Here is a 19,119-nt window from a genome sequence, read left to right as displayed (position 1 = left end):
CTTGCTTCCTCGGGGGACCTCCGGGCGGCGCCCGGACGGCGGTCGGGCCGTGGCCCGACTAGTGGTCGGTGACCGCGCGCAGCTCCTCGGCCATCGCCCGGGCGCGCGCCGAGATCTCGTCGGCGCGCCCGGCGTCGCCGTCCTCGACCGCCTGCCAGTAGGCGATCTTGAGGTCGACGTAGCGCTGGCGCAGGGCCAGCCGCTCCGCCTCGACGGTGAGGTGCCGCTGCTGCTGCTCGAGCAGCTCGCGCTGCCCGGCCGCCGCGGCGGCGCCCCGTCGGGCGTTGGCCATGTAGTGGCGCATGTCGTCGAGCCCCATGCCGGTCGCGGCCAGGCAGGACACCGACATCAGCTGGTCGAGGTCGGCCTCGCCGTAGACGCGGTGCCCGCTGCTCGCGCCGCGGCTGATCGGGGGGATCACCCCGACCTGCTCGTAGTAGCGCAGCGTGCTCGCCGGCAGCCCGGTGAGGGCCGCCGTCTCGCGGATCGTGTAGCTGCGGGGCTCGGCGTGCGTGGTCACGTCCTCGACGCTAGGAACTTCGAGTACTCGAAGTCAAAGCGGGCCGCGGACGTTGTGCGCGCTCGCTAGGCTCGAGGACGTGACCCTCCGCGAACGCCTCGGCGCCGAGCTGTTCCGCAAGGTGGCCGGGCCTGACGGCGACCGCGCCCGCGAGCGGGTGCACGGCACCCCCGGTCCCCGGTGGTTCGCGCCCGACTCCCCCATCGCCCGCGTGCACGGCGACGCGTCGATGTTCGTCGGCGGCATCCGCGCGATCATGCTGCAGTCGCTCCACCCGGCGGCGATGCAGGGCGTGGCCGACCACTCCGGCTACCAGGGCGACATGTGGGGCCGGCTCGCGCAGGTCTCCACCTACATCGCGATGACGACCTTCGGCACCGAGAAGGACGCGCTGCAGGTGATCCGGGCGGTGCAGCGGGCCCACGAGTCGGTGACGGGCACCATGCCGGACGGGACGCCCTACGCTGCGAGCGACCCGCACCTGCTCGGCTGGGTCCACGCCGCCGAGATCGAGAGCTTCCTGCTCGCCCACGACCGCTACGGCCGCCGGCCGCTGGTCGGCCGCGAGCGCGACGAGTACGTCGCCCAGACCGCCGTCGCCGCCGAGCACCTCGGCGTGATCGGCGCCCCGCGCTCGGAGGAGGAGCTGCGCACCGTGCTGACCGCCTACGGGCCCGAGCTGCGTGGCACGCCCGCCGCCCACGACGCGATCCGCTTCCTGCTGCTGCACCCCGACCTCCCGCTGGTCGCGCGTCCCGGCTACCTCTCGCTCGCGACCGCCGCGATCGGCCTGCTGCCGACCGAGGCCCGGCGCGAGCTGCGGCTGCCGCCGGTCCCGCCGGTGACCAACCGGATCCTGGGCGCCGCCGCCACCCGCACCATCCGCTGGGCGATGGCGTCCGGCCACGACCACGCCCGCCAGCTGCAGGAGCAGCAGGCGTGAGCCTGGCGGCCCGCTGGCCGCTGCCGGACCGGCACGACGTGCGCGACGAGCTGCTGGCCGCGTGGGACCGCCCGGGCTACCACGACCTGCAGCACCTCGCGGAGGTGCTCGAGCGCCTCGACGAGCTCGCCGACGCGGGCGCGGGCTTCGACGCCGCGACGGTCGCGCTCGCCGCGTGGTTCCACGACGCGGTCTACGACGGCGCCGACGACGACGAGGAGCGCTCGGCCCGGTGGGCCGAGCGGGTCCTGGCGCCGCCCCTCGCGGCGGAGGTCGCGCGGCTGGTGCGGATGACCCTCGAGCACCAGCCGGACGACGACGACGCCGACGGGTGCGCCCTCAGCGACGCCGACCTCGGGATCCTCGCCGCCACGCGGGAGCGCTACGACGCCTACGTCGCGGGCGTGCGGGCCGACTTCGCGCACGTGTCCGACGCCGACTTCCGCGCCGGGCGTCGCGCCGTGCTCGAGGACCTCGCCGCGCGGCCGCGGCTGTTCCGCACCCGTCAGGCGCACGACCTGTGGGACGCCCCCGCGCGCGCGAACCTCGAGCGCGAGCTGGCGGGGCTGCGCGGGTGAGCCCTCAGCGGTCGGCGAGCTGGAGGTAGAACGTGAACCGGTCGTGGCGGTAGCAGGTGCGCGAGACCTCGACGATCCGGCCGTCGGCCACCGCCCGGCGCGCGTGGCGCAGGACCGGGTCGCCCTCGGCGATGCCGAGGATGCTGGCCTCCTCGGCGCTCGCGCGGTCGGCGCTGATCGCGTCCTCGACGTCGGTCGGGCGCAGCCCCCGCGCGGCGAGCGCCTCGTAGAGGCTGGTGGGGGTGCCGTGCTGCAGGAAGCCCGGCAGCAGCACCTCGTTGAGGTAGGCGTCCTCGACGCAGACGATCTCCTGGTCGGCCCGCCGCAGCCGGCGCCAGTGCAGGACCGGGTCACCCGGCGAGATGTCGAGGGCACGGGCGACGCCCGGCCCCGCCTGCTCGACGCGGGCGAGGAGGGTCTGCGACTCCGGGAGCATCCCGCGCCGACGGATCTCCTCGGTGTAGGACGTCAGGCGCCCCGGGGTCTTGGGCGGCTGGGCGACGAACGTCCCGCGCCCGGGGATCCGCTCCAGGAGTCCCTCGGCGACCAGGGCGTCGAGCGCCTGGCGCACCGTCATCCGGGCCACGCCGAAGCGGGCGACCAGCTCGCGCTCGGACGGCGCCGCCGACCCGGGGGGCTGGCTCTCGATGAGCCCGCGCACGTGCTCACGCACCTGCACGTGCTTCAGCGCCCGCTGACGCGGGACGACGAGGTCCACCGGCTCCATGCCACACAGGCTAAGGAGCGGCGCTGATCTACGTCACCCAATTGACCAAGCCTGTGGGTAAGCCTTGACCAGACCTTGATGTTCGAACGTGCGTTCGACAGATCGGGTACGATGCCGCCGTGGACTCCCCACTGGACTTCCAGGGCTCGCTCTTCGCCGCCGAGGACACCGCCGCGGTGCCCCTCGCGCCGGAGCGCCGCCTGCTCACCGACGGCGCCTGGGTCGACGTGCAGCGCAGCTGGCTGGCCGAGCCCAACGCCGTGCTGGAGGCCCTCGTCGCCCGGGTGCCGTGGCGCGCGGAGCGGCGGGAGATGTACGACGCGGTGGTCGACGTCCCGCGCCTGGTGCACACCTACGTCGGGGGCGACGCGCTCCCCCACCCGGTGCTGGAACGGGCCCGCGAGACGCTGAGCGAGCACTACCTCCCCGAGCTCGGCGAGCCGTTCGTGAGCGCCGGCTGCTGCTACTACCGCGACGGCCGCGACTCGGTGGCCTGGCACGGCGACACCATCGGACGTGGGCGCCACCAGGACACCATGGTGGCGATCGTGAGCGTCGGCGACCCCCGCCGGCTGTTGCTGCGCCCGCGCGGCGGGGGTGCGTCGATCGCGTTCACGATGGGCCACGGCGACCTGGTGGTGATGGGCGGGTCCTGCCAGCGCACCTGGGAGCACGCGGTGCCCAAGGTCGCCCACGCGGGGCCGCGGATCTCGGTGCAGTTCCGCCCGCTCCACGTGTTCTGACCCGCCCACCAGGTCGACCGGCGCTACCTCCGCAGCAGCCGCCGCACGAGGGCGAGGCCCACGACCGCGGCCAGCGCCTGCTTCCAGTACGACCTCGCCAGGACGGGCAGCACCGCGCTCCCCAGGTCGAGCGCCTCCGCCGGGGGCGGCGGGGGCGGCGGGGGCGCCGGCCTCGGCGGCGAGCGGCCGCCCGGGCCGTCGGCGCCGTCCGTCGTCCGCGCCGGGCGCGGCGTCGGTGGCCGGCTCGGGCTCGGGCTCCGGCTCCGGCGCGGGCGCGGCGAGGCGCTGCTCGAGGCAGGACACGAACTGCCCCAGCAGCTTGTCGGAGACGTCCTGCATCACGCCACGGCCGAACTGCGCCGGCTTGCCGGTGATGGCCAGGTCGGTCTCGACCGCCACGTCGGTGGAGGAGTCGGAGCCGGTCATCGACACCGTCACCTTGGCGCCGGCCGTGCCGTTGCCGCGCTTGTCCTTGCCCTTGGCGTCGACCACGAACCGGTGCGCCACGGCGTCCTTCTCCACGAAGGTGCCGCTGCCGTTGTACTGCAGCGCGATCGGGCCGAGCTTGACCTTCACCGATCCCGAGAACGACTCCTCGTCCGCCTCGGTCACCTGGGCGCCCGGGAAGCACTCGGCGACCGACGCGATGTCGTTGAAGTGCGCCCAGGTCTCCTCGACGCCGACGGGCACGGTGAAGCGGTGGGACAGCTCCACGCCTACGCCCCCGCTGCCCGGAGCACCGCGCGGCCGGTGAGGACCCGGGCGAGGTGCTGGCGGTAGTCGGCGGCGCCGTTGAGGTCGGAGGGCGGGTTGGTGCCGTCGGCCGCCTGCTCCGCCGCAGCGCGTACGCCGTCCTCGGTCGCGCTCGCACCGGCGAGCGCGGCCTCCGTGGCCCGCGCCCGCAGGGGCGTCGACCCCATGTTGGTCAGGCCCACGCGGGCCTCGTCGATCGACCCCTTGACGGTCGCCGCGACGGCGACGATCGGCCACTGGTGGGCGACCCGCACGAACTTCTCGTAGTGCGCGCCCCAGCCGGTGTGCTTGGGGACCCGGACCTCGGTGAGGATCTCGTCCTCGCCGATCGCGGTCTCGAAGAGGTCGACGAAGAAGTCGTCGGCCTCGACGGTGCGGGTGCCGCCGGAGCCGGCGATCACGAACTGCGCACCGAGCGCCAGCGCCGGCGCGCCGAGGTCGCCGGCCGGGTCGGCGTGGGCGAGCGCGCCGCCGAAGGTGCCGCGGTGGCGGATCTGGGAGTCGGCCACCTCGGCCGCGGCCTTCGACAGGAGCAGCGCGTGATCCTTGACGAGCGCGTCGTCGCGGACCTCGGTGTGGGTGGTCATCGCGCCGATCACGATCGCGTCGCCGTCGTCGCGGATGCCGCGCAGGGAGGTGATCCGACCGAGGTCGATCACCACCTCGGGCGCGTTGAGGCGCATCCGCAGCACGGGCAGGAGGCTCTGGCCGCCGGCCAGGATCTTGGCGTCGTCGCCGTGCTCGCCGAGGGCGGCGAGCGCCTCCTCGACCGAGCTGGGCGCGACGTAGTCGAACTGCGCCGGGATCATGCCTGGGCCCCTTCCGTGCTGTCGGGTCCGGGTTCGGACTCGTCGAAGTGAGGCATCGCCGCCTCGGGAGTCGGTGCGGCCTGGTCGCCGGCGTGGATGGCGCGCCAGACCCGCTCGGGCGTGCACGGCATCTGGATGTCGGTGACACCGAGGTGGCGCACGGCGTCGACGACCGCGTTGACGACCGCGGGCGTGGAGGCGATGGTGCCGGCCTCGCCGACGCCCTTGGTGCCGAGCGTGTTGGTGGTGCAGATGCTCGGGTCGTCGGTGTGCACGACGTCGAAGGAGATCGTGTCGGCCGCGGTCGGCAGGAGGTAGTCGACGAACGATCCGCTCACGAGCGTCCCGGCCTCGTCGTGCACCGCCTCCTCCCACAGCGCCTGCGCGATGCCCTGGACGAGGCCGCCGTGGACCTGCCCGGCGACGATCAGCGGGTTGATGATGGTGCCGATGTCGTCGCAGCAGGTGTACTTGCGCATCTTCACCTGACCGGTCTCGGTGTCGACCTCCATGGCGCACAGGTGCGTGCCGTGGGGGTAGTTGAAGTTCACCGGGTCGTAGGTCGCGTCGGCGTCGAGGTTGAGCTCCATGCCCTCGGGGTAGTTGTGCCCGGCGAACGCCGCGGTCGCGAGCTCCTGGATCGCCGTCCCCTGGTCGGTGCCGCGGACGGTGAACCGGCCGCCGGAGTACTCGAGGTCGTCCTCGCTGGCCTCCAGCAGGTGGGCGGCGAGCACCTTGGCCTTGTCGATCACCTTGTCGACGGCCCGCACCAGCGCCTCTCCGCCGACCACGAGCGAGCGGGAGCCGTAGGTGTCGAGGCCCTTCGGAGCCGTCTGGGTGTCGCCGTGCAGCACCTCGACGTCCTCGAACGGGACGCCGAGCCGGTCGGCGACGATCTGGCTGAACGCCGTCTCGTGGCCCTGCCCGTGGGCGCTGGCGCCGGTGACGACCTCGACCTTGCCGAGGGGCGTCAGCCGTACGCTCGCGTGCTCCCAGCCGCCGGCGCCGTAGTCGAGGCTGCCCAGCACCCGGCTCGGCGCGAGGCCGCACATCTCGGTGAAGGTCGAGACCCCGATCCCGAGCTGGACGCGGTCGCCGCGCTCGCGACGCTCCTTCTGCTCCGCGCGCAGGGCGTCGTAGCCGAAGGACTCCTTGGCCTTCGCGGTCGCCGCCTCGTAGTTGCCGGTGTCGTACTCGAGGCCGGCCACGGTGGTGAACGGGAACTCCTCGTGGGTGATCCAGTTGCGCTCGCGGATCTCGAGCGGGTCGACACCGACCTCGGCGGCGAGCTCGTCCATCATCCGCTCGATCGCGTAGGTCGCCTCGGGCCGCCCGGCGCCGCGGTAGGCGTCGGTGAAGGTGGTGTTGGTGAGGACGGTCTGGCACTCGAAGCGGTAGGCCGGGAACTTGTAGATCGCGTTGAACATGAAGGCGCCGAGCACCGGGACGCCGCCGCCGACGATGGCGATGTAGGCGCCGAGGTCGGCGTCGAGGTGCACCTTGAAGCCGGTGACGTTGCCGTCCTTGTCGGCGGCCAGGGTGAGGGTCTGGACCTGGTCGCGGCCGTGGTGGGCGGCCATCAGGCTCTCGCTGCGGGTCTCGGTGTACTTCACCGGCTTCATCAGCCGGCGCGCCACCGCCCACGCGATCCACTCCTCCGGCGTGGTCTGGAGCTTGCCGCCGAAGCCACCGCCCACATCGGGGGCGATGACGCGGATCTTCGACTCGGGCACGCCGGTGGTGGCGGCGAGCGCGAAGCGCAGGATGTGCGGGATCTGGGTCGCCGACCACATCGTCATCTGCTCGCCGGTCGGGTCGACCACGACGCTGCGCGGCTCCATGAAGGCGGGGATCAGCCGCTGCTGGCGGTACTCGCGCTCGATGACGATGCCGTCGGAGCGCGCGGCCTCGATGGCCGCCTCGACGTCACTGCCGGTGCCGGCCTCCGCGGAGTCGAAGACCCACAGGGCGGACTTGTTGGTGCCGAGGTCGGGGTGGGCGAGCACCTGGTCCTCGAGCGCCTTCTTGATGCCGACGACGGCCGGCAGCTCGTCGTACTCGACGTCGACGAGCTCGGCGGCGTCACGCGCCTCCGCGGCGCTGCGGGCCACGACCACGGCGACGATCTCACCGGCGAACGCGACGCGGTCGGCCGGCATCGGCGAGTGGCCCGGGGTCTTCTGGTCGGGCGTGATCGGCCACGCGTTGATGCAGGCGCCGAGCTCGTCGCCGAAGTCCTTGCCGCTCAGCACCGCGACGACGTTGGGCGAGGCCTTGGCGGCCTCGACGTCGACCGACGTGATGGTGGCGTGGGCGAAGGGACTGCGCACCATCGCCAGGTGCAGCATCCCCGGCAGCGTGATGTTGTCGGTCCAGCGGGTCCGGCCGGTGATCAGCCGCTGGTCCTCCTTGCGGCGGCGGTCGCGGCCGATCTCGGTGGCCGGGCGTTCCTGGGTGGCGGTCACTTCGCACCTCCGGCGGCGTGCAGCACGCTCTTGACGATGTTGTGGTAGCCGGTGCAGCGGCAGAGGTTGCCCTCCATGCCGAGCCGCACCTCCTCCTCGGTCGGATCGGGGTTCTCGGCGAGCAGGTCGACGGCCTGCATGATCATCCCGGGGGTGCAGAAGCCGCACTGCAGGCCGTGGCACTCGCGGAACGCCTCCTGCACCGGGTGGAGCTCGGAGTCGACGGTGTCGGCGAGGCCCTCGATCGTGGTGACGGTGCGGCCGTCGGCCTGCACCGCGAGCACGTTGCACGACTTCACGCTGGTGCCGTCGAGGTGGACCGTGCACGCTCCGCAGTTGGAGGTGTCGCAGCCGATCACGGTCCCGGTCTTGCCGAGCTTCTCGCGCAGGTACTGGACCAGCAGCATGCGCGGCTCGACGTCGTCCGAGACCGAGGCCCCGTCGACAGTGAGGTGGATCTTCGTCATCAGTCGCCTCCGGGCGGGTGTGAGGTGTGTCACTCGACGCCGACGGTAGGTGGAGCTGGTTGGTCGATGGTTGGGGGCAGGCCGCCCGTGACCGAGGAACGAGGTCGCGGGCGAGGCTGTCCCGGTCGAGCGAGCGTCGCGCCCGAGCTCGCGAGGGCGCGGCAGCGCGTCGAGACCCGGTCCAGACCGGCAGCGACGCGGCGGCGTGGGCGGGCCCTGACTCCCGCCCACACCGCCGCGTGCCTCCCCTGGTCAGTAGGCCAGCACCTTGCCCTTCGGCCCGTCGGCGAGGACGTTGGCCGACACCAGCACCTGGCCGCCGACCCACTCCACCGCCGCGGGCATCTTCACCGTCGCCCACGGCTTCGCGGTGCTGCTGCCGTGCCGGACCCGCGAGACCTGCCCGCCGAAGAGCTGAGCGACGTAGACGTCACCGTTGCGGGCGACCGCCACGCCCGTCGCGCCGGCGAACCCGGACGCGACCGTGCGGACCGCACCGGTGCGCGCCTTCACCTTGACGACCATCCCGTTGGCGCCCGCGCTCCCGTCCTCCGGCCCGCCGGGCAGGAGGCTGACGTAGAGCCAGCCGCCGCGCCCGACCTCGACGTCGGTCGGCACCGGCTCGAAGGCGTACGCGTGGCCGACGGTGCAGGCCGGGAGCTCGTTGGCGGCCGCCGCCTCGGCGGTGATCACCACCGGCACGGTGGGCAGCACCGCGACGGTGGAGACCTTGCCACGCGGGCTGACGGCGAGGATGGCGTTGGCGCCGGCGTCGGCGACGTACGTCGTGCCGCGGCGCACCGCGGTGCCGTAGGGGTGCGAGTCGACGAGGCCGGCGTAGGACGCCGGGACCGCCGGGGGCACCTGCGCGAGGCAGGTCGGGTCGAGGTCGGTGAAGCCGTAGGCCTGGTCGGCGTCCGGGTTCCGGGTCTTCTCGTAGCGGTAGAGGTCGGCGACCTCGGTCGGGCTCGCGCCCGGGCGCATCGACCACAGCGCGGCGTGCTTCTTGGCGGTGGTGGCGAAGCGGACCAGGCCGCCGCCGACCGAGACGGCCCCCACCTCGGTCTTCCTCGGCGCGGCGAACACCACCTCGGGCGAGCCGCCGGCGGGCACCGCCGTGAGCAGGCCCGCGAAGTTCTGGCTGACGTAGGCGGTGCCGTCGCCGGCGACCGCCATGCTGAGCGGCGAGACGAGCTTCCTCGCCACGGTCGTGGGGTCCGACGCCGGTGCGGCCCCGGACGGGGCGGGGGCGACGAGCAGTCCCCCCGCGAGCAGCGCGGCGACCGCTGCGGTCACCCCTGGTCGTGTCGTTGCCATGCGTGCTCCTCGGAACGTGGCTGCGCCTCCTCCCCGGCGCAGCGCGCTCCTACCGAGCGTCCTCCGGGGACGCCGACCGCGCCAGAGCAGCGACGGATCTCTCGGGAATTACCCAGTTTGTGCCCGCTCAGCGGGCGCTGGCGAGCTTGCCCTTGAGCAGCGGCCGCACCGGGTGGTGCACCGGGATGGCGGCGAGGCAGGCCTCGACGACCGCCGTGTCGTAGGGAGCGAGGTCGCTGTAGCGCAGCACCGCGTCGGGGTCGGGATCGGCCAGCAGCGCCTCGCGGACGCTGACGGCGAGGTAGTCGCCCATCTGGACGAGCGCCGGCGAGTCGGTGCCGGGCAGCAGGTCGCCCCCGTAGGCCCGGACGGCGGCCCGCACGTCGCCGCGGCGCAGCAGCCGCTGCACCTCCTCCACGTCGGTGGTCACCGGCAGGGTCAGGCGGTACGGCCGCGACGACAGCTGGCCGGCGAGGGCGGCCCGCAGGTGCGAGACCTCCGCCTTCAGCGTGGACGTGGTGACGGCGGCGTCGCCGTAGAGGAGGGAGTGGAGGTGCTCGACCGACAACCCGCCCGGGTGGAGGGCGAGCAGCGCGAGGATCTCGGTCTGGCGCCTGTTGAGCAGCAGCCGCTGGCCGTCGAGCCACACCTCGGCGGTCCCGAGCAGTCCGAGCGTCAGCCCGGGGTCCGCCGGCGCGGCCGCAGCGCCGGGGTCGCCGCGCCGGTCGGCCGGCAGCGCCCCCTCGATCAGGCGCGCCATCACGCGGGCAGTCGCCAGCCCGATCGGGTGCGTGCGGTCCCACGTCGTCGACAGGTCGATCACCCCGAGGCTGCGACCGGTGACCGGGTCGAAGACCGGGGCCGCCCAGCAGACCCAGTTGTGCACGACCTCCGCGTAGTGCTCCGCACTGAACACCATCGACGGCTTCGCGGTGCGCCCGGCGATGGCGAGCGCGTTGGTGCCGACGCTCTGCTCGTCCCACCTGCCGCCCGGCACGAAGTTGACCGTCTCGGCCTTGCGCCGCATCACCCGGCCGCCGTAGGTCCACAGGATGCGGGTCTGCTCGTCGGTGACCGCGATGACGAGGTCGCCGTCCTCGGCGGTGCGCCGCAGCTCGTCCTGGACCCGCGACACGGCCGTCTGCAGCGGCGAGGCGTTCCAGAACTCCGCGGTGTCACCCTCGTCGGCGAGCGGCGCGTGGGTCACCGTCGGCGACACCACCCCGGACAGCTGCCAGCTGCGCAGGATCTCCGGCCGGACCGCCTGCGCGTCCCCGTCGGAGACGAAGCGGGTCCAGGCGCGCACGGCGTCGACGCGGCGTGCGTGCAGATCCTCGCTCGGCATGGCGGCTCCCCTGTGGTCGCGGCCAACCTAACTCGCCTGTGACGCTCGCAACAGGGAATCTGGACCACCGAGGACGTTCGCGCCGACCGTCGCGCCACCCGGGGTGGCGGCACACGACGTGCGCCGCGCGCTCAGTCGTCGTGGTGGATGCGACCCGACGTCGCGGCGAGCCGCTCCCCCGACCCGCCCCACTGCCGCGCGACGATCTCCGCGGCGATCGACACGGCCGTCTCCTCCGGGGTCCGGGCACCGAGGTCGAGCCCGATCGGGGACGACAGCAGGGCCAGCTCGGCGTCGTCGAGGCCGGCGTCGACCAGCCGCTCCATCCGCTCGTCGTGGGTGCGTCGCGAGCCCATCGCCCCGATGTAGGCGGGGCGCACGTCGTCGGGCAGCCGCAGCGCGACCTCGAGCAGCGGCACGTCGAACTTGGGGTCGTGGGTGAGCACGGCCAGCACCGTGCGCCGGTCGACCCGGCCGGCGTCGACCTCGGCCCGGAGGTAGCGGTGCGGCCAGTCGACGACGACCTCGTCGGCGCCCGGGAAGCGCGAGCTCGTCGCGAACACGGGCCGGGCGTCGCAGACCGTGACGTGGTAGCCGAGGAAGGAGCCCACCTTGGCGACGGCGGCGGCGAAGTCGATCGCGCCGAAGACCAGCATCCGGGGCTTGGGGGCGAAGCCCCACACGAAGACCCGCATCCCCTCGCCCCGGCGCTCGCCGTCGGGCCCGTAGGTGAGGGTGGCGTTGCTCCCGGCGGCGAGCAGGCCGAGGGCGTCGTCGTGGACGGCGGCGTCGGCGCGCGGCGAGCCCAGGGTGCCCCCGGCCGGCGCGTCGGGGCGTACGACCATCCGCCGGCCGAGCCACGTCGGGTCGGGGTGCTCGATGACGGTGGCCAGCGCGACCGGTCGGCCGGCCTCGACGTCGGCAGCCACCTCGCCGAGCTCGGGGAAGGTCTCGCGCGACACCCGCTCGACGAAGACGTCGAGGATCCCGCCGCAGGTCAGGCCGACGGCGAACGCGTCGTCGTCGGAGACGCCGTAGCGCTCCAGCACCGGCTCGCCCGAGGCGACGACGGACTGGGCCAGCTCGTAGACCGCGCCCTCGACGCACCCGCCCGACACGGACCCGACCGCGGACTCGTCGGGCCCGACGAGCATCGACGCCCCGGCCGGTCGGGGCGCGGACCGGAAGGTGGCCACCACGGTGCCCACCCCGACGGTCTCGCCCGCCTCCCACCACTGCATCAGCTCGGGCAGCACGTCACGCACGCGCGATCACCTCCGTGAGGTCGGCGAAGGTCGCCAGCGAGTGGCCGGCGAGGAAGTCGTCGCAGTGCGGCAGGGCCGCGACCACACCGCCCTGGAGCGGGGCGTAGCCGGCCTTGCCGCGGTGCGGGTTGACCCACACGACGCGGTGGGCGACCCGTTGGAGCCGGGCCATCTGCTCGCCGAGCAGGGCCGCGTCCCCGCGCTCCCACCCGTCGCTGAACACGACGACCACCGAGCCACGTGCCATCCCGCGCTGACCCCAGCGGTCGAGGAAGACCCGCAGCGTCTCGCCGAGCCGGGTGCCGCCGGACCAGTCGGGCACCACCTCCCCGGCAGCGACCAGCGCCCGGTCGGGGTCCGGTGAGCGCAGCGCGCGCGTCACGTGGGTGAGCCGGGTGCCGACGGTGAACGTCTCGACGACGCCACCGTGGGCGCGCGCCGACTGCGTCAGCCGGTGCGCCAGGCGCAGCAGCGCGTCGGCGTACGCGCTCATCGACCCGCTGACGTCGACCAGCAGCACCACGCGCCGGGGCCGGGTGCCGCGGCGGCGCCAGGCGATCTCGCCGGGCTCGCCCATCCGCCGCAGCGAGGCGCGCAGCGTCCGGGACGCGTCCACGCTCCCGCGGTGCCAGCGGCGGTGCCGGGCGGTGCGCCGGGTGGGCGGGCGCAGCGCGAGCCGCACGAACATCGCGTCGAGACGCCGCTTGTCGTGCGCGTCGAGCGTCGCGACGTCGCGGTGGCGCAGCACCTCCGACTCCGACGCCGCGACCCGCAGCACGTCCTCGTCCTCGTCGCCCCGGCCGGCGCCACCGCTCTCCGCGTCGGGCAGCAGGTGGGCGGTCGCCGGGCGCGGGGTCTCGCGCGGTCTCGCCCGGGGCGGGCCGTCGCGGTGGTCGAACCACGCGGCGAAGACCTGGTCGAAGCGGGCGAGGTCGTCCGGCGAGCCGCAGAGGGTGGCCCGCCCCGCCCACCAGGTCGCCCGACGGTCGTCGAGGCCCACCGCCGCGACCGCGGCCAGGAAGCCGTGGGCGCGGTCCTGGGTGACCGGGACGCCCGCCGCCCGCAGCGCGCGGGCGAAGCCGAGCAGCACCTCGTCGGGTGCGTGCAGTTCCTCGGCTCCGACGCTCATCGCGACAGCATCCGGTCGAGGGCCGCCTTCACCCGGTCGCCGTCCTCGCGGTACTTCAGCAGCGCCCCGAGCGTGGCCGCGGCCGTGGCCAGGTCGAGGTCGGTGGTGCCGAGGTGCGTGAGTGCCCGCGCCCAGTCGAGGGTCTCGGCGACGCCCGGCGGCTTGAGCAGGTCGTCGCGCACCCGCAGCTGCTGGACCAGGGACACGACCTGGCGGGCCAGCTGCTCGCCGACCTCCGGCGCGCGGGAACGGACGATCTCGACCTCCCGCTCCAGGCCGGGGTGGTCGATCCAGTGGTAGAGGCAGCGTCGCTTGAGCGCGTCGTGCAGCTCGCGCGTGCGGTTGGAGGTGAGCACGACCAGCGGCGGCTCCGGAGCGGTGACGGTGCCGAACTCGGGGATCGTCACCTGCCAGGTCGACAGCACCTCGAGCAGGAACGCCTCGAACTCGTCGTCGGCACGGTCCACCTCGTCGACCAGCAGCACCGCCGGCGCCTGGCGCAGCGCGGCCAGGACCGGGCGGGCGAGCAGGAAGCGCTCGTCGTAGAGGCTCTTCTCGGCCTCGTCGGAGTCGACCGCCCCGGCGGCCTCGAGCGCGCGCAGGTGCAGGATCTGGCGCGGGAAGTCCCAGTCGTAGAGCGCCTGGCTGGCGTCGATCCCCTCGTAGCACTGCAGCCGGACGAGGGGCAGGTCGAGGGCCTGCGCCAGCGCCTCGGCGAGCGCGGTCTTGCCGGTGCCGGGCTCCCCCTCGAGCAGCAGCGGGCGCTGCATGCGGGAGGCGAGGAAGACGACCGTGGCCAGCTCGTCGTCGGCGAGGTAGCCGGTCGCGCCGAGCCGGGCGGCGACGTCAGCAGCGGAGTCCATGCCGTCAGGCTACGACCCGGCACGTTGGTCCCACGTTGGCGAGGGGTGGCGACGATCAGCGGGCGTCGACGTCGACGCCGGTGGCGAGGTCGCCGCACTCGACGAGGTCGACGGCGCGGGCGGCGAGGTAGTCACGCGCACCGCGGTCGCCGGCGGCCGAGGTGACGACGCCCGCCCAGTGGTCCCGGCCGATCAGCACCGGGTGCCCCGGCACCCCGTCGTACGCCGCCCGGGCGAGCACGTCGCTGCCGCGGGCGGCGCCGAGCAGTCGCCCGACCACGTCGCCCCCCACGTCGGGCAGGTCGACGAGCGTGACGAGCGCGGCGTCGTGGTCCGTCCCCTCCAGCGCCTCCAGACCGGCACGCAGGGACGCGCCCATCCCGTCGGCCCAGTCATCGGCGCGCACCCGCGCGACCGACATCGGCAGCAGTGCCGCGGCCTGCTCGGCCCCGGCGCCGAGGACGACCACCACCTCGGCGCACGGGCGCAGCGCCTGGACCGACCGCAGCAGCCACGACGTGCCGTCGTCGTCGCGGGCCAGCGCCTTGGGGCCGCCGAACCGGCGACCCGCGCCGGCGGCCAGGAGCAGCCCGGCGACCGAGGTCACCCGGCGAACGCCTGGTCGTAGAGCGCCTGCAGCTCGGGGGCCGCCTCCGCGGTGAAGCCGCAGAGCGTGACCCGACCGCCGTCGGCGCTGACCAGGTAGGTCTTCCCCTCCTGGAAGTCGACCGCCATGAGGAGGTCCCGCAGGTCCTTGCTGGGAGCGTCGACGGTCACGGTCGAGCCGTCGCCGCCGGCGTACCACTGGTCGACGTCGAGGGTGACGGTGCCGCCGTCGATCGAGGCGACGGTGCCCGCGAAGGCCGTGTCGAAACCGGCGAGGGTCTCCGCGTTGGGCACCGCGCACTTGCCGGCCGTCGTGCCGTCGGCGGTGAGGGCGAGCGTGCCGTCCGAGGCGGCGCCCGCGGCGTCGGAGTCGTCGGAGGTCTGCGACGAGGACGGGGCCGACTCGGGCGCGTCGGAGTCCGTGGTGCTTCCGCCGCAGGCGGACAGGGTCGCGAGGGCGAGCACGGTGACGGGGGCGGCGACGAGGCTGCGCAGGGTCTTCACGGTTCCTCCTGGTCTGGCCGGGCCGGTGTGGTCACCGGCCCGTGGGAGTGGGACGGACGCGGGTCGCGATCCGTTCCCGCTCAGCGCACGGTGGCGTCGGTGTCGTCCTCGCCCTCCTGCTCGTCGATCCGGCGCCTGATCCGACCCATGCCGGGGAGCTTGGCGAGCATGTCGTTGAGCTCGCGGGCGACGGTGAGCAGGTCGTGCACGTCGGGCGCCACCGAGCCGAGCGTGCCGAGGATCGGCACCACGTCCTGCTCGACGCGCTCCGTCAGCACGGGCAGCTGGTCGACGAGCCGGACGAGCGCCTTCACCTCGTCGGGGTGGGTGGTGTCGGCCAGGGTCTCCAGCGTCGGCTGCAGCCGGGTCAGGGACGGCTCGAGGCCGTCCATGAGGGTGGTGACCCTCCCGACCTGGACCTGCGCGTCGTCGACCACTCCCCCGACCCGCACGACGACGACGTTCGCCGCCTCGGTCACCTCACGGACCCGCTCGATCGCGCCCGAGGCCCGCACCAGCAGCCGTTCGGCGTCGTCGAGCAGGGTCAGCATCCGCGGCACGGCGCCGATGACCGCCTCGACCTGGTCACCCCCGCGCTCGAGCAGGGACATCACGTCGCGGGGGCCGGGCACGGGGAGGCGCATGGCCCATTCCTACCAGCGTGCACCGAGCGCGGGGACGGACGCAGCACGGCCCCCGCCGTGGGCGGGGGCCGTGCTGGGTGTGGAAGCGCCTGCGTCAGTTGACCTCGAGCGGGACTGCCACCTGGTTGACCGTTCCGCCGGCCGGCAGGCCGAGGGCCGTGCGGGTCGCCGTCTCCAGCAGCCACCCGCTGTTGCTGCCGGCGCTGGCACCGCAGTCGGGGTTGTCGATCGACGCCGACGTGAAGGACACCGACGTCGTGTAGCCGGACGTGACGGTGGCGGGCACCATCCACGACCCCAGCGAGCCGCTGTAGACCGCGGCCTTGCCGAAGTTGACCTGTCCTGGAGTACCGCCGTCGTTGAGGTAGGCCTGGCCGCTGTTCACGTTGGCGCAGGAGGAGGTGTAGTAGATCTGTGCCGGGCTGCTGGTGCCGTCCCACGCGACGGACAGCAGGTAGCCGGTCGAGCTGATGAAGGAGACGCCGTAGGAGTCCATGTGGACGACGTCACCGAGCGTCACGCCGTTGGCGTCCTTGAGGACGAGCGCACCGCCGGCGGGTCCCTGCGGACCGGTCGCGCCCGTGGCGCCGGTGGCCCCGGCGGGCCCCTGCGGACCCGTCGGACCGGCCGGCCCCTGCGGCCCCTGCGGACCCTGCACGCCCTGCGCACCGGTCGCGCCGGCCGAGCCGGTGGCGCCCGTCGTGCCCTGCGGACCCTGCGCACCGGTCGAGCCCGTCGCGCCGGTCGCACCCGTGGCGCCGGTGTCACCCGTGTCGCCCTTGGGGCCGATCGGGCCGCGGAGGTTCACGACGGGCGCCCAGCCCTGGGCGCCCTTCTGGTAGGCGTCCCACGAGTCGGTGTCGAGGTACCAGTCGCCGGTCGTGCCGAGGCCGTTGCCGGGAGCACCCGCGCCGCGCAGCCACTGGCTGCCTGCGGCGCCGGTCGCACCGGTGTCGCCCTGGTCGCCCTTCTCTCCCTGGTCGCCGGTGTCGCCCTTGGCGCCGTCGGCTCCCGCGTCACCACGGTCGCCCTTCGCGCCCTGGGCGCCGGTCGCACCGTCGGCGCCCTTGGCGCCCTGCGGTCCCACCGCGCCGGGGGCACCGGTGGCGCCCATGATGTTGACGCGGAACGACCAGCCGCCGGGGGTGTTCTTGTAGGCGTCGCCGGTCGCGGTGTCGAGGTACCAGCTGTTGGTGTCGCCGTCGCCGGCCTTCGGCGCGCCCACGCCGGAGTTCCAGCTGGTGCGGAGGCTGTCGAGCGCGTCCGTGCTGATCTGCTGCTTGCCGATGGTGCGGTTGGCGATGTCGTCGGCCGTGATCGACCGGTCGCGGATGTCCTTGCCGGTGATGAGGGCGCCGGCGGTGGCGCCGCCGACGCCGGCGGACACCACGAGGGCGCCGGCGACGATCAGGGCGGGGACGGTGCGCTGCCCGAGGCGCGCAGGCTTGAAGTGGGTCACGAGGGCTCCTGGGGGATGAGTGCGCGGCCACCCCCACGGCGGCTCTGCGCACGACGAGCCTAGGAGCCAGAAGCGCTCCTCGTCCCGGGAACACCGGAACCCGTCCACGGGCCGAGGTCCGTCACGAAATGGCAGCAGGGCCCCCGCCGAAGCGGAGGCCCTGCCGGTGGAACGAGGGGGATGGATCAGAAGTCCATGCCGCCCATGCCGCCCATGTCGCCGCCGGGCATGGCCGGCGCCTTCTCGGGCTTGTCGGCCACGACGGCCTCGGTGGTGAGGAACAGCGCGGCGATCGACGCGGCGTTCTGCAGCGCCGAGCGGGTGACCTTCGCCGGGTCGATGATGCCCTCGGCGATCATGTCGACGTAGTCACCGGTCGCGGCGTTGAGGCCGTGACCGGCCGTCAGGTTGGCGACCTTCTCCGCCACGACGCCGCCCTCGAGACCGGCGTTGATCGCGATCTGCTTGAGCGGGGCCGAGGTGGCGACGCGGACGATGTTCGCGCCGGTGGCCTCGTCGCCGACCAGGTCGAGCTTGTCGAACGCGGTGGCGGCGGCCTGGACGAGCGCCACGCCACCTCCGGCGACGATGCCCTCCTCGACGGCGGCCTTGGCGTTGCGCACGGCGTCCTCGATGCGGTGCTTGCGCTCCTTGAGCTCGACCTCGGTGGCCGCGCCGACCTTGATGACGGCCACGCCGCCGGCCAGCTTGGCGAGGCGCTCCTGGAGCTTCTCGCGGTCGTAGTCGGAGTCCGACTTCTCGATCTCGGCGCGGATCTGGTTGACACGGCCCTCGATCTGGCCCTGGTCGCCGGCACCCTCGACGATGGTGGTCTCGTCCTTGGTGATGACGACCTTGCGGGCCTGGCCGAGCAGCTCGATGCCGGCCGACTCGAGCTTGAGGCCGACCTCCTCGGAGATGACCTGGCCACCGGTGAGGATGGCGATGTCCTGCAGCATGGCCTTGCGGCGGTCACCGAAGCCCGGCGCCTTGACGGCGACGGAGCGGAAGGTGCCCTTGATCTTGTTGACGACCAGGGTCGACAGCGCCTCGCCGTCGACGTCCTCGGCGATGATCAGCAGCGGCTTGCCGGACTGCATGACCTTCTCCAGCAGCGGCAGCAGGTCCTTGACCGTCGACACCTTGGAGTTGGCGATGAGGATGTACGGGTCCTCCAGCACGGCCTCCATGCGCTCGAGGTCCGTGGCGAAGTAGGCCGAGATGTAGCCCTTGTCGAACCGCATGCCCTCGGTCAGCTCGAGGTCCAGCCCGAAGGTGTTGGACTCCTCGACGGTGATGACGCCTTCCTTGCCGACCTTGTCCATCGCCTCGGCGATGATCTCGCCGACGGTGGTGTCAGCGGCGGAGATCGACGCGGTGGACGCGATCTGCTCCTTGGTCTCGACGTCCTTGGCCATGGCGAGCAGCTGCTCGGACACGGCCTCGACGGCGGCCTCGATGCCGCGCTTGAGACCCATCGGGTTCGCGCCGGCCGCGACGTTGCGCAGACCCTCGCGGACCATGGCCTGGGCCAGGACGGTGGCCGTCGTCGTGCCGTCACCGGCGACGTCGTCGGTCTTCTTGGCGACCTCCTTGACCAGCTCGGCGCCGATCTTCTCGTAGGGGTCCTCCAGCTCGATCTCCTTGGCGATCGAGACACCGTCGTTGGTGATCGTGGGGGCGCCCCACTTCTTCTCCAGGACGACGTTGCGGCCCTTGGGGCCGAGGGTGACCTTGACCGCGTCGGCGAGGGTGTTCATACCCCGCTCGAGGCCGCGGCGGGCCTCCTCGTTGAAAGCAATCAGCTTCGGCATAACTCTTCGCGATTCCTATCGACGTGAGTCTGGTGGTGTCCCCGGGCAGGCTGCCCGCGACGGACGACCGGCTCCGCCGGCGATCCATTCCCACCGGCCTTGCCGACCTCAGCGTCACCCGGGTCGTTGTCACTCTCCAGTCGAGAGTGCCAGCCTCATGTTTAGCAC

General features: G+C 73.6%; 18 protein-coding genes and 1 pseudogene. 3 read left to right on the top strand and 16 right to left on the bottom strand.

Annotated elements, in window-relative coordinates; translation table 11 throughout:
* Positions 1-58: 58 nt before the first annotated feature.
* Entirely contained in the window at positions 59-520 is a 462-nt protein-coding gene (locus tag LN652_RS17100; RefSeq protein WP_230441802.1) for a MerR family transcriptional regulator, read from the bottom strand.
* Positions 521-599: 79 nt separating this feature from the next.
* Here LN652_RS17100 and LN652_RS17095 point away from each other — a divergent pair, with 79 nt between their 5' ends.
* Both LN652_RS17095 and LN652_RS17090 read left to right on the top strand, forming a co-directional pair.
* Positions 600-1,463 carry an oxygenase MpaB family protein gene (locus LN652_RS17095; RefSeq protein WP_230441801.1) on the top strand — a complete coding sequence of 288 codons (864 nt, stop codon included), beginning with the start codon at positions 600-602 and terminating at the stop codon, positions 1,461-1,463.
* The gene (locus LN652_RS17090; RefSeq protein WP_230441800.1) at positions 1,460-2,041 is read left to right on the top strand and encodes an HD domain-containing protein; all 582 of its coding nucleotides are present in this window, start codon (positions 1,460-1,462) and stop codon (positions 2,039-2,041) included. The genes LN652_RS17095 and LN652_RS17090 overlap by 4 nt, the downstream gene beginning before the upstream one ends.
* A gap of 4 nt (positions 2,042-2,045) precedes the next feature.
* On the opposite strand, the gene LN652_RS17085 is transcribed toward LN652_RS17090, so the two are convergent.
* Positions 2,046-2,768 carry a GntR family transcriptional regulator gene (locus LN652_RS17085; protein WP_230441799.1) on the bottom strand — a complete coding sequence of 241 codons (723 nt, stop codon included), beginning with the start codon at positions 2,766-2,768 and terminating at the stop codon, positions 2,046-2,048.
* 119 nt (positions 2,769-2,887) lie between these two features.
* Between LN652_RS17085 and LN652_RS17080 the strand changes: the two genes are divergently transcribed.
* The gene (locus LN652_RS17080; RefSeq protein WP_230441798.1) at positions 2,888-3,511 is read left to right on the top strand and encodes an alpha-ketoglutarate-dependent dioxygenase AlkB; all 624 of its coding nucleotides are present in this window, start codon (positions 2,888-2,890) and stop codon (positions 3,509-3,511) included.
* A gap of 339 nt (positions 3,512-3,850) precedes the next feature.
* Here the strand turns inward: LN652_RS17080 and LN652_RS22180 are convergent.
* From LN652_RS22180 to groL, 14 genes and pseudogenes are all read right to left on the bottom strand, one after another.
* Positions 3,851-4,201: pseudogene (locus tag LN652_RS22180) on the bottom strand (SRPBCC family protein); the annotation flags it as partial.
* Between the two features lie 26 nt (positions 4,202-4,227).
* The gene (locus tag LN652_RS17075) at positions 4,228-5,073 is read right to left on the bottom strand and encodes an FAD binding domain-containing protein (RefSeq protein ID WP_230441797.1); all 846 of its coding nucleotides are present in this window, start codon (positions 5,071-5,073) and stop codon (positions 4,228-4,230) included.
* Positions 5,070-7,538, bottom strand: a complete 2,469-nt coding sequence (locus LN652_RS17070) for a xanthine dehydrogenase family protein molybdopterin-binding subunit (protein ID WP_230441796.1) — start codon at positions 7,536-7,538, stop codon at positions 5,070-5,072. The genes LN652_RS17075 and LN652_RS17070 overlap by 4 nt, the downstream gene beginning before the upstream one ends.
* Positions 7,535-8,005: a (2Fe-2S)-binding protein gene (locus tag LN652_RS17065; protein WP_230441795.1), complete on the bottom strand. Its 471-nt coding sequence runs from the start codon at positions 8,003-8,005 to the stop codon at positions 7,535-7,537. The genes LN652_RS17070 and LN652_RS17065 overlap by 4 nt, the downstream gene beginning before the upstream one ends.
* Positions 8,006-8,257: 252 nt before the next feature.
* Positions 8,258-9,322, bottom strand: coding sequence for a ScyD/ScyE family protein (locus LN652_RS17060; protein WP_230441794.1), 1,065 nt, complete (start codon positions 9,320-9,322; stop codon positions 8,258-8,260).
* 127 nt (positions 9,323-9,449) lie between these two features.
* Positions 9,450-10,667, bottom strand: coding sequence for a sigma-54-dependent transcriptional regulator family protein (locus LN652_RS17055; RefSeq protein WP_230441793.1), 1,218 nt, complete (start codon positions 10,665-10,667; stop codon positions 9,450-9,452).
* A gap of 131 nt (positions 10,668-10,798) precedes the next feature.
* Positions 10,799-11,932: an XdhC family protein gene (locus LN652_RS17050; RefSeq protein ID WP_230441792.1), complete on the bottom strand. Its 1,134-nt coding sequence runs from the start codon at positions 11,930-11,932 to the stop codon at positions 10,799-10,801.
* Positions 11,925-13,061, bottom strand: coding sequence for a vWA domain-containing protein (locus LN652_RS17045; RefSeq protein ID WP_230441791.1), 1,137 nt, complete (start codon positions 13,059-13,061; stop codon positions 11,925-11,927). Before LN652_RS17045 ends, LN652_RS17050 begins: the two co-directional genes overlap by 8 nt.
* Entirely contained in the window at positions 13,058-13,924 is an 867-nt protein-coding gene (locus tag LN652_RS17040; protein ID WP_230441790.1) for an AAA family ATPase, read from the bottom strand. The genes LN652_RS17045 and LN652_RS17040 overlap by 4 nt, the downstream gene beginning before the upstream one ends.
* A 55-nt stretch (positions 13,925-13,979) precedes the next feature.
* Complete coding sequence (locus LN652_RS17035) at positions 13,980-14,531, bottom strand: nucleotidyltransferase family protein (RefSeq protein ID WP_230441789.1); 552 nt, start codon at positions 14,529-14,531, stop codon at positions 13,980-13,982.
* On the bottom strand, positions 14,528-15,034 hold the full coding sequence (locus LN652_RS17030) for a hypothetical protein (RefSeq protein ID WP_230441788.1): 507 nt from the start codon (positions 15,032-15,034) through the stop codon (positions 14,528-14,530). Before LN652_RS17030 ends, LN652_RS17035 begins: the two co-directional genes overlap by 4 nt.
* 80 nt (positions 15,035-15,114) lie before the next feature.
* Positions 15,115-15,678, bottom strand: a complete 564-nt coding sequence (locus LN652_RS17025) for a hypothetical protein (protein WP_230441787.1) — start codon at positions 15,676-15,678, stop codon at positions 15,115-15,117.
* Between the two features lie 94 nt (positions 15,679-15,772).
* Complete coding sequence (locus LN652_RS22060; protein ID WP_329958438.1) at positions 15,773-17,137, bottom strand: collagen-like domain-containing protein; 1,365 nt, start codon at positions 17,135-17,137, stop codon at positions 15,773-15,775.
* A gap of 185 nt (positions 17,138-17,322) precedes the next feature.
* Positions 17,323-18,951 carry a chaperonin GroEL gene (gene groL, locus LN652_RS17015; protein ID WP_230441786.1) on the bottom strand — a complete coding sequence of 543 codons (1,629 nt, stop codon included), beginning with the start codon at positions 18,949-18,951 and terminating at the stop codon, positions 17,323-17,325.
* Positions 18,952-19,119: the final 168 nt, after the last annotated feature.

This window comes from Nocardioides okcheonensis (assembly GCF_020991065.1).
Taxonomy (GTDB): domain Bacteria; phylum Actinomycetota; class Actinomycetes; order Propionibacteriales; family Nocardioidaceae; genus Nocardioides; species Nocardioides okcheonensis.
This window is presented reverse-complemented; position numbering and strand designations above follow the sequence as displayed.

Excerpts from the sequence above, each read along its gene's own strand:
- LN652_RS17065 (WP_230441795.1), bottom strand. The coding sequence starts at position 8,005 with ATGACGAAGATCCACCTCACTGTCGACGGGGCCTCGGTCTCGGACGAC.
- LN652_RS17055 (WP_230441793.1), bottom strand. The coding sequence starts at position 10,667 with ATGCCGAGCGAGGATCTGCACGCACGCCGCGTCGACGCCGTGCGCGCC.
- LN652_RS17040 (WP_230441790.1), bottom strand. The coding sequence starts at position 13,924 with ATGGACTCCGCTGCTGACGTCGCCGCCCGGCTCGGCGCGACCGGCTAC.
- LN652_RS17085 (WP_230441799.1), bottom strand. The coding sequence starts at position 2,768 with ATGGAGCCGGTGGACCTCGTCGTCCCGCGTCAGCGGGCGCTGAAGCAC.
- LN652_RS17045 (WP_230441791.1), bottom strand. The coding sequence starts at position 13,061 with ATGAGCGTCGGAGCCGAGGAACTGCACGCACCCGACGAGGTGCTGCTC.
- LN652_RS17025 (WP_230441787.1), bottom strand. The coding sequence starts at position 15,678 with ATGCGCCTCCCCGTGCCCGGCCCCCGCGACGTGATGTCCCTGCTCGAG.
- LN652_RS17075 (WP_230441797.1), bottom strand. The coding sequence starts at position 5,073 with ATGATCCCGGCGCAGTTCGACTACGTCGCGCCCAGCTCGGTCGAGGAG.
- LN652_RS17060 (WP_230441794.1), bottom strand. The coding sequence starts at position 9,322 with ATGGCAACGACACGACCAGGGGTGACCGCAGCGGTCGCCGCGCTGCTC.
- groL (WP_230441786.1), bottom strand. The coding sequence starts at position 18,951 with ATGCCGAAGCTGATTGCTTTCAACGAGGAGGCCCGCCGCGGCCTCGAG.